This is a genomic window from Pseudomonas sp. NPDC089547 (assembly GCF_050280665.1).
GTDB lineage: Bacteria > Pseudomonadota > Gammaproteobacteria > Pseudomonadales > Pseudomonadaceae > Aquipseudomonas.
Genome location: NZ_JBNNVS010000090.1, coordinates 1 through 7,233 on the forward strand (window position 1 = coordinate 1; position 7,233 = coordinate 7,233).

Below are 7,233 nucleotides of genomic sequence, written 5' to 3' on the forward strand. Positions count from 1 at the left end.
CACGGTCTGTACTGCGCGAACAGTCAGAAGCGAGTTATGACCCTCCTCCTCCCTTCAAGTCCTACCATACAAGCGGGTTTACCCGCGAAGAGGCCAGAGCAGGCAATACACAATCTATTCGACGCGCGTTTCGCCGCTGTAGACCAATATCTCTCGGCACCGCTTGCACAGGTAGCGCCGCCCCTGGCGCACTAGCTTGTGCCGCTGCGCAGTAAACGGAAAGTCACCCTGCGGGCACGGGCAGCGGTAGATGTAGCGGGTTACCACACGCCGTTGCACTTCATAGTTGTGGCACCGGTTGGGCGGCAATTCGTACACCCCGCGCATGATCAGCTGCCACTCCTCGCCGTGGGCCTGGATGCGGTCGCCGAACAACTGGTGCGCCACCAGGTGTGCTACTTCATGGGCCACGGTCTGGCGCAGGAAGTCTTCCTGGTTTTGCTGGTAAAGCTGAAGGTTGAAGCGCAGCAGGTTCTCGTGCAGGTGGGCGACCCCGGCTTTTTGCCCGCGCAGCTTGAAGCTGACTTCCGGGCGCGGGAAGGGGCGTTTGAAGAAGGTTTCGGCTTGCTGGTAACAGGTTTCGACGCGTTGTCTGAGCAGCTCGGGCATGGCGGGGTGGTTCTCCTGACCGGGCATTATGCCGCAACTGCAACAGGGGTGCCGAGCCATCGGTCAGCGCACAGCCAGAGGCCGCCCTGCGGCGGCCCCTGGTTGATGCCCCAGTGTTGGTTGAGTCTGTTCTAGTTGGTGTAGACGGGCCCCACGCCCAGTCCCCAGATAATCACGGTGGCGGCCATGATCGCCACCAATACCACAAGGCCCACCGCCAGCACGGAGCTGGAGAACAGGAAGCCTTCGTCGGACGGTATGTTCATGAACGTCGGCAAGCCGACATACAGCAGGTACACCGTGTAGCAGATGGCGGCAGTGCCGATCAGCATGCCCAGCCACAGGTGCGGGTACAGCGCCGCCAGGCCGCCAATGAACAGTGGCGTGGCGGTATAGGTGGCAAAGGCAATGCATTGCGCCATGGACGGGTTGGCATCGTAGGTACGGGCCATCCAGTGGATGAATGCCCCCATTACCGCCACCCCGGCGAGCATGGCGAGGTACGACATGATGCTCATCCAGATGGCGCTTTCCATGGTCAGCATCACTGCCGGCCTGTCGCCGATTACCCAGCCGACCTGGGTCGTGCCGATGAACGCGGAAATGGCGGGAATCGCCGCCAGGATAAGGGTGTGCGTCAGGTACATGTGGCTGATGGTTTCTTCTTCGCCACGAATCTCCCGCCATTCCTGGTCAGGATGGGTAAACAGCCCCACAACGTGATGAATCATGCCGTCACTCCTCTCAATGTTGCCAAACGCCCCCCAGATGGAGCGCAAGCGGCCCGAGGCCCGAACACCGAAGCAAGCGGTAATGTGGCCTTATGTCGCAGTATAGGAAGCTGTTGCCCGCATAAACCGTGCTTTTTAGAGCAAATTGCGCTGTAAGGCGTACTGTTGATTACATTGAAGTCTTTATCGGAATGCCTACAGCGACGGCGCGTTTGTGCGTAAAATAGCCGCCTTTTGTCACACCTCGCGGATCCAAGCGCTATGGGCACCCTCTCGGTCAACCAGAACAAACTGCAAAAACGCCTGCGTCGTCTCGCTGGCGAAGCCATCACCGACTACAACATGATCGAGGATGGCGACAAGCTCATGGTCTGCCTGTCCGGCGGCAAGGACAGCTACACCATGCTCGACGTTCTGTTGCACCTGCAGAAGGTGGCACCGATCAAGTTCGAGATCGTTGCGGTGAACATGGACCAGAAGCAACCGGGTTTCCCCGAGCACGTGCTGCCGGCCTACCTCAAGGAACTGGGTGTCGAGTACCACATCGTCGAAAAGGACACCTACTCGGTGGTGAAGGAGCTGGTGCCTGAGGGCAAGACCACCTGCTCGCTGTGCTCGCGCCTGCGCCGTGGCACCTTGTACACCTTCGCCGACGAAATCGGCGCGACCAAGATGGCGCTGGGGCACCACCGCGACGACATCGTCGAAACCTTCTTCCTCAACATGTTCTTCAACGGTGCGCTCAAGGGCATGCCGCCGAAGCTGCGCGCCGACGATGGCCGCAACGTGGTGATCCGCCCGCTGGCCTACTGCAGCGAGAAGGACATCCAGGCCTACTCGGACATGAAAGAATTCCCGATCATCCCGTGCAACCTGTGCGGCTCGCAGGAGAACCTGCAGCGCCAGGTGGTGAAGGACATGCTGGTGGAGTGGGAGCGCAAGCACCCGGGCCGTACCGAGAGCATTTTCCGCGCCATGCAGAACGTGGCGCCGTCGCAGTTGGCCGACCGTAACCTGTTCGACTTCACCAGCCTGAAGATCGACGAGAACGCTACCCCGCGTTTCCTCGACGTGGTGAACATCTGAGCCCATGCGCGATTACCAGTGGCTGCATGAGTATTGCCTGAACCGCTTTGGCTCGGCCCAGGCGCTGGAGGCCTTCCTCCCGCAGCCTCGTACACCGGCGCAACTGCGGGGCATCAGTGACGACCGCTACCTGTCGACCTTGGCCTTGCGCGTGTTCCGCGCCGGGCTCAAGCACAGCCTGGTGGATGCCAAGTGGCCGGCGTTCGAGCAGGTGTTCTTCGGCTTCGACCCGGAGAAGGTGGTGCTGATGGGGGCCGAGCACCTGGAGCGGCTGATGCATGACGAGCGCATCATCCGCCACCTGGGCAAGCTCAAGAGCGTGCCGCGCAATGCGCAAATGGTGCTGGATATCGGCAAAGAGAACGGCAGCTTTGGCGCGTTCATCGCCGACTGGCCGGTGACCGACATTGTCGGGCTGTGGAAGTACCTGGCCAAGCATGGCAACCAGTTGGGCGGGTTGTCGGCGCCGCGGTTCTTGCGGATGGTTGGCAAGGACACGTTTATCCCTACCGATGACATGGCAGCGGCGCTGATTGCACAGAAGGTGATCGACAAGCAGCCGACCAGCCAGCGCGACCTGGCGCTGGTGCAGCAGGCGTTCAACCAGTGGCATGAAGAAAGCGGGCGACCGCTGTGCCAGTTGTCGGTGATGCTGGCGCATACCGTCAACCATTGAATATTGTGTTGCCCCATTCGCGGGCACGCCCGCTCCCACAGGTACTGCACAGGCCTTGAGTGCGGTGCGATTCCTGTGGGAGCGGGCGTGCCCGCGAAGAATTCAACTACCTTCGCCTGCCATGCGCCGCTCATGCTGGAACTTCCAGCGCACATACAGCAGCCCGGCAATGAACAGTCCCAGGCTCACCAGCACTTCAACCCAGCCAAACACCGCCCGCGCCGGGTCGAACGCCGCCAGCACGCCCTTGATGAAATAGATATTCACCACGAAGCAGGTCCAGGCATGTGCCCGGGCGCTGCCCATCAGCATGCCCGGCAGCAACAGCAGCAGCGGCACCAGTTCGATCGCCAGGATCACCCCGACCCGCGCGCCATGCAGGTTGGCGAACCACAGGTTGTTGACCACCAGCAAGGCGATCAGGCCGAAGAAGAACGCCAGGCTCAACGCCCGCGTCAGGCGCAGGCGCGGTGCCAGCCATTCCAGTGGTGGCAACACCTTGGGCTTTTTAGCCACGCGCGGCCTCCAGGGCCTTGGCCGTGGTCGCCAGGCGTTGGCCAAGGGCGCGGCACAGGGCAATTTCGTGCTGATCGAGTTCGCGCTTGCCGTCGGCCCCTGCATGGTGACTGGCACCATAAGGGGTACCGCCGCCACGGGTTTCCAGCAAGGCCGACTCGCTGTAGGGCAGGCCCATCACCAGCATGCCGTGGTGCATCAGCGGCAGCATCATCGACAGCAGGGTGGTTTCCTGGCCGCCATGCAGGCTGGCGGTTGAGGTGAACACGCCCGCTGGCTTGCCGACCAGCTCACCACCCAGCCACAAGCTGCTGGTGCCATCGAGGAAGTACTTCAGCGGCGCCGCCATGTTGCCGAAGCGGGTCGGGCTGCCCAGCACCAGGCCGGCGCAGTGGCGCAGGTCGTCCAGGGTGGCGTACAGCGCACCACTGGACGGAATATCCGGGGCAACGGCTTCACATTCGGTGGAGATCGCAGGCACCGTGCGCAGGCGCGCCTCCATGCCGGCCAGTTCAATGCCACGGGCAATGTGCCGGGCCATTTCGCTGGTCGACCCGTGGCGGCTGTAGTACAGCACCAGGATGTAGGGCGCGCTCACGGCAGGATCTCCAGCACTTTTTCCGGTGGGCGGCCGATCACGGCCTTTTCACCGGCGACAAGGATCGGCCGCTCGATCAACTTGGGGTGCTGGGCCATGGCAGCGATCAGTTGTGCGTCGGTCAGCGCCGGGTCGGCCAGGTTCAGGGCCTTGTACTCATCCTCGCCAGTGCGCAGCAGTTGGCGCGGGGCGATGCCCAGCTTGGCGAGCAGGGCCTTGAGGGTGGTGGCGTCGGGCGGGGTTTCCAGGTAGCGCACGATGGTTGGCGCCAGGCCGCGGGCTTCGAGCAGTTCCAGTGCGCCGCGGGATTTGGAGCAGCGCGGGTTATGATAGAGCGTGAGGTCGGTCATGTCGGGTCGCATCCAGCTGGGTGTGGCGGCTATTCTAACCGCAGCGACTGACCAATTTGCTTTAAAACTCGAGAAGGATTGACCCATGGCAAGGCGTCTGGCAGCAGTACTGGCCATCACCGCGAGCCTGTTGCTCGGTGGTTGCGGTGCCGATTATGGCGTGGACCAACACGGTAATACGGTTAAGGCCGAACAGATCGACGGGCACTGGCTGGTGCTCAACTACTGGGCCGAATGGTGCGGGCCGTGCCGTACCGAAATCCCGGAACTGAACGCGGCGGCCAAGCAGTGGTCGGCCGATGGCATCAAGGTGGTGGGGGTGAATTTCGACGGTTTGCAGGGGCAGGACCTGAAGCAGGCCGCTGAAACCCTGGGCATCGGTTTTACCGTGTTGGCCCAGGACCCGGCCGAGCGCTATGACCTGCCGCGTAGCGAGGCGCTGCCGGTGACCTACATCATCGATGACAAGGGCAAGGTGCGTGAGCAGCTGCTGGGCGAGCAGACCCTGGAAGGGCTGCAAGCCAAGATCAAGGCCCTGAAGGGCGCCTGAAGCATTTTGGGGCTGCTCCGCAGCCCATCGCGACACAAGGCCGCTCCTACAGGGTTCGGTGATCACCTGTAGGAGCGGCCTTGTGTCGCGATGGGCCGCAAAGCGGCCCCAACAATCTTCAGCCTTCCTCAGGCCAGAAGCGCAGTGGCTTGCCCTCGGCCGGCCAGAAGCGCATTTGCTCCACCGGCGACACATCCCAGCGTTGCACCGTTTCCAGCGCCTGCAAGAAGCGCTTTTCCTGCTCCATCAAAGCCGGCGCACACAGCTTGCGGGTCTTGCCGACCTTGCCGAAGCTCAGCTGTTCACCGTCCAGCGTGTACGGCGCAAACCAGTGGTTGCAACCGCCATTGCCGTAGGCACGGCCGTCGCTGGCCAGGGTCAGGGTCAGGTGGCTGTAGTCGATCAGCGGGCGCTCGCCAATCCACTCCAGCACGTAGCTGCGTTCCTGCTGCAGCTTTGAAGGTTCTGCGGCACAGCCAAGCAGGCCGGTGGCAATCAGCGCGCCGGTCAGCAGATTTTTCACGCGGCATTCTCCTGGCAACGCGGGCACAGGTGTTTTTCGCCACGGCTGGCCCAACCCAGTTCGGCAATGCGTGCACTGGCGGCCGGCTGGCGAGCTTTCTTGCCCAGTTTGGCGTCCACGGCAAACTCGAAGTCCAGCACGGCGTCGCAGCTGTCGCATTCGACCTGCCAGGTGAGGATTTCCAGCTCGTTGAACACCGGGCCACTGGCCACGGCAACCCACTGGCCGCGCGGGTTGATCAGGTGGCGAACGCTCTCCACGGTCAGGCGCATGGACAGGTCCTTGCTGCCTTTGAGGGTGACCAGCAGGGTGTCGCCTTTGTGCATCGAACCGCCGTTGCCGGTGACCTGGTAGCGGCCAGGCATCAGCGCACGGCACTCGATCAGGGTGTGTTGCGGGTTGAAAAGGGTGTAGCGGAAATCGTGCTCGACCATGGGTCCTCCAGAAATGCCGCGTATCCTAGCATTAACCCGAGACCTGATTCTGTGGATTGCCTGCCGCCCAGCGGTTGATGTTGTCCAGTGTGGTCGCGGCAATGGCGTCCAGCGCCTCACGGGTGAGGAAGGCCTGGTGGGCCGTGATGATCACGTTGGGGAAGGTGAGCAGCCGGGCCAGGACATCGTCTTGCAGGGGCAGGTCGGACCGATCCTCGAAGAACAGCTGGGCTTCCTCTTCGTAGACGTCCAGGCCCAGGTAGCCGAGCTGGCCGCTTTTCAGCGCGTCGATCAGTGCCGGAGTGTCGACCAGCGCGCCACGACCGGTGTTGATCAGCATGGCGCCGGGCTGTAGCTGGGCCAGGCTTTGGGCGTTGATCAGGTGGCGGGTGTGCTCGGTCAGCGGGCAGTGCAGGCTGATGATCCGGGCTTCGCGAAGCAACTCGGGCAAGCTCAGGTAGCGTGCGCCAAGGCGCAGCAGTTCCGGGTTGGGGTAGGGGTCGTAGGCCAGCAACTGGCAACCGAAACCGGCCATGATGCGGGCAAAGGCGGCGCCGATCTGGCCGGTACCGACCACGCCGACGGTTTTGCCGTGCAGGTCGAAGCCGGTCAGCCCATGCAGGGTGAAGTCACCTTCGCGGGTACGGTTGTAGGCCCGGTGCAGGCGCCTGTTGAGGGCCAGGATCAATGCCACGGCGTGCTCGGCCACCGCGTGTGGCGAGTAGGCTGGCACTCTGACAACGGCAAGGCCAAGGCGCTGGGCGGCGGGCAGGTCGACGTGGTTATAGCCGGCGGAGCGCAAGGCGATCAGGCGTGTGCCACCGGCTGCCAGGCGCTGAAGCACCGGGGCGTCGAGTTCGTCATTGATGAAGGCACAAACGACCTCGTAGCCATCGGCCAGGGCGGCGGTGTCGAGTGTCAGCCTGGCTGGCTGGAAATGCAGCTCCAGGGTGCTTCCGCTGGCGGCCCGGGTGAAGCTTTCCTGGTCGTAGTGCTGGCTGCTGAACAACAGGGCGCGCATGGTGGGGTTCCTCTACAAGTCTCAACAGCGACTCAGGCCGCTGTGTGTAATCGATGGACTCGCCCCCGCCGAGGCATCACAGTGCCACGGTGGCGTTCGAAGAAGCCAACGGCAGCGAGGGCGAGACCATGAAAAAGCA

General features: G+C 62.8%; 11 protein-coding genes. 3 read left to right on the top strand and 8 right to left on the bottom strand.

Annotation, left to right across the window (positions count from 1 at the left end):
• Positions 1 to 114: 114 nt before the first annotated feature.
• Together ACQKPZ_RS27725 and ACQKPZ_RS27730 are read right to left on the bottom strand one after the other, a co-directional pair.
• On the bottom strand, positions 115 to 609 hold the full coding sequence (locus ACQKPZ_RS27725) for a SprT family zinc-dependent metalloprotease (protein WP_284355113.1): 495 nt from the start codon (positions 607 to 609) through the stop codon (positions 115 to 117).
• A 131-nt stretch (positions 610 to 740) separates the two neighbouring features.
• A complete protein-coding gene (locus ACQKPZ_RS27730; protein ID WP_012270925.1) occupies positions 741 to 1,340 on the bottom strand; it encodes a Yip1 family protein in 600 nt (199 codons plus the stop codon).
• Between the two features lie 261 nt (positions 1,341 to 1,601).
• Between ACQKPZ_RS27730 and ttcA the strand changes: the two genes are divergently transcribed.
• Both ttcA and ACQKPZ_RS27740 read left to right on the top strand, forming a co-directional pair.
• Positions 1,602 to 2,426 (top strand): tRNA 2-thiocytidine(32) synthetase TtcA, encoded by an 825-nt coding sequence (gene ttcA, locus ACQKPZ_RS27735; RefSeq protein ID WP_427544415.1) that lies wholly within the window; start codon positions 1,602 to 1,604, stop codon positions 2,424 to 2,426.
• Positions 2,427 to 2,430: 4 nt separating this feature from the next.
• Complete coding sequence (locus tag ACQKPZ_RS27740; RefSeq protein ID WP_427544418.1) at positions 2,431 to 3,102, top strand: DNA-3-methyladenine glycosylase I; 672 nt, start codon at positions 2,431 to 2,433, stop codon at positions 3,100 to 3,102.
• A 102-nt stretch (positions 3,103 to 3,204) separates the two neighbouring features.
• On the opposite strand, the gene ACQKPZ_RS27745 is transcribed toward ACQKPZ_RS27740, so the two are convergent.
• From ACQKPZ_RS27745 to arsC, 3 genes are read right to left on the bottom strand one after another with little or no spacing between them, the layout of a single operon-like run.
• Positions 3,205 to 3,618 carry a DUF2069 domain-containing protein gene (locus ACQKPZ_RS27745; protein ID WP_427544421.1) on the bottom strand — a complete coding sequence of 138 codons (414 nt, stop codon included), beginning with the start codon at positions 3,616 to 3,618 and terminating at the stop codon, positions 3,205 to 3,207.
• Complete coding sequence (gene wrbA / locus ACQKPZ_RS27750) at positions 3,611 to 4,216, bottom strand: NAD(P)H:quinone oxidoreductase (protein ID WP_391137661.1); 606 nt, start codon at positions 4,214 to 4,216, stop codon at positions 3,611 to 3,613. Before wrbA ends, ACQKPZ_RS27745 begins: the two co-directional genes overlap by 8 nt.
• Positions 4,213 to 4,566: an arsenate reductase (glutaredoxin) gene (gene arsC, locus ACQKPZ_RS27755; RefSeq protein ID WP_427544424.1), complete on the bottom strand. Its 354-nt coding sequence runs from the start codon at positions 4,564 to 4,566 to the stop codon at positions 4,213 to 4,215. The genes wrbA and arsC overlap by 4 nt, the downstream gene beginning before the upstream one ends.
• 85 nt (positions 4,567 to 4,651) lie before the next feature.
• On the opposite strand from arsC, the gene ACQKPZ_RS27760 reads away from it, so the two are divergent.
• Positions 4,652 to 5,116: a TlpA disulfide reductase family protein gene (locus ACQKPZ_RS27760; protein WP_391137655.1), complete on the top strand. Its 465-nt coding sequence runs from the start codon at positions 4,652 to 4,654 to the stop codon at positions 5,114 to 5,116.
• Between the two features lie 118 nt (positions 5,117 to 5,234).
• Here the strand turns inward: ACQKPZ_RS27760 and ACQKPZ_RS27765 are convergent, their stop codons facing one another.
• Genes ACQKPZ_RS27765 through ACQKPZ_RS27775 form a run of 3 tightly spaced genes read right to left on the bottom strand, consistent with a single transcriptional unit; the run spans position 5,235 to position 7,094 of the window.
• On the bottom strand, positions 5,235 to 5,639 hold the full coding sequence (locus tag ACQKPZ_RS27765; protein ID WP_427544427.1) for an META domain-containing protein: 405 nt from the start codon (positions 5,637 to 5,639) through the stop codon (positions 5,235 to 5,237).
• Complete coding sequence (locus tag ACQKPZ_RS27770) at positions 5,636 to 6,073, bottom strand: hypothetical protein (RefSeq protein ID WP_427544430.1); 438 nt, start codon at positions 6,071 to 6,073, stop codon at positions 5,636 to 5,638. The genes ACQKPZ_RS27765 and ACQKPZ_RS27770 overlap by 4 nt, the downstream gene beginning before the upstream one ends.
• 31 nt (positions 6,074 to 6,104) lie before the next feature.
• Complete coding sequence (locus ACQKPZ_RS27775; protein WP_427544433.1) at positions 6,105 to 7,094, bottom strand: 2-hydroxyacid dehydrogenase; 990 nt, start codon at positions 7,092 to 7,094, stop codon at positions 6,105 to 6,107.
• Positions 7,095 to 7,233: the final 139 nt, after the last annotated feature.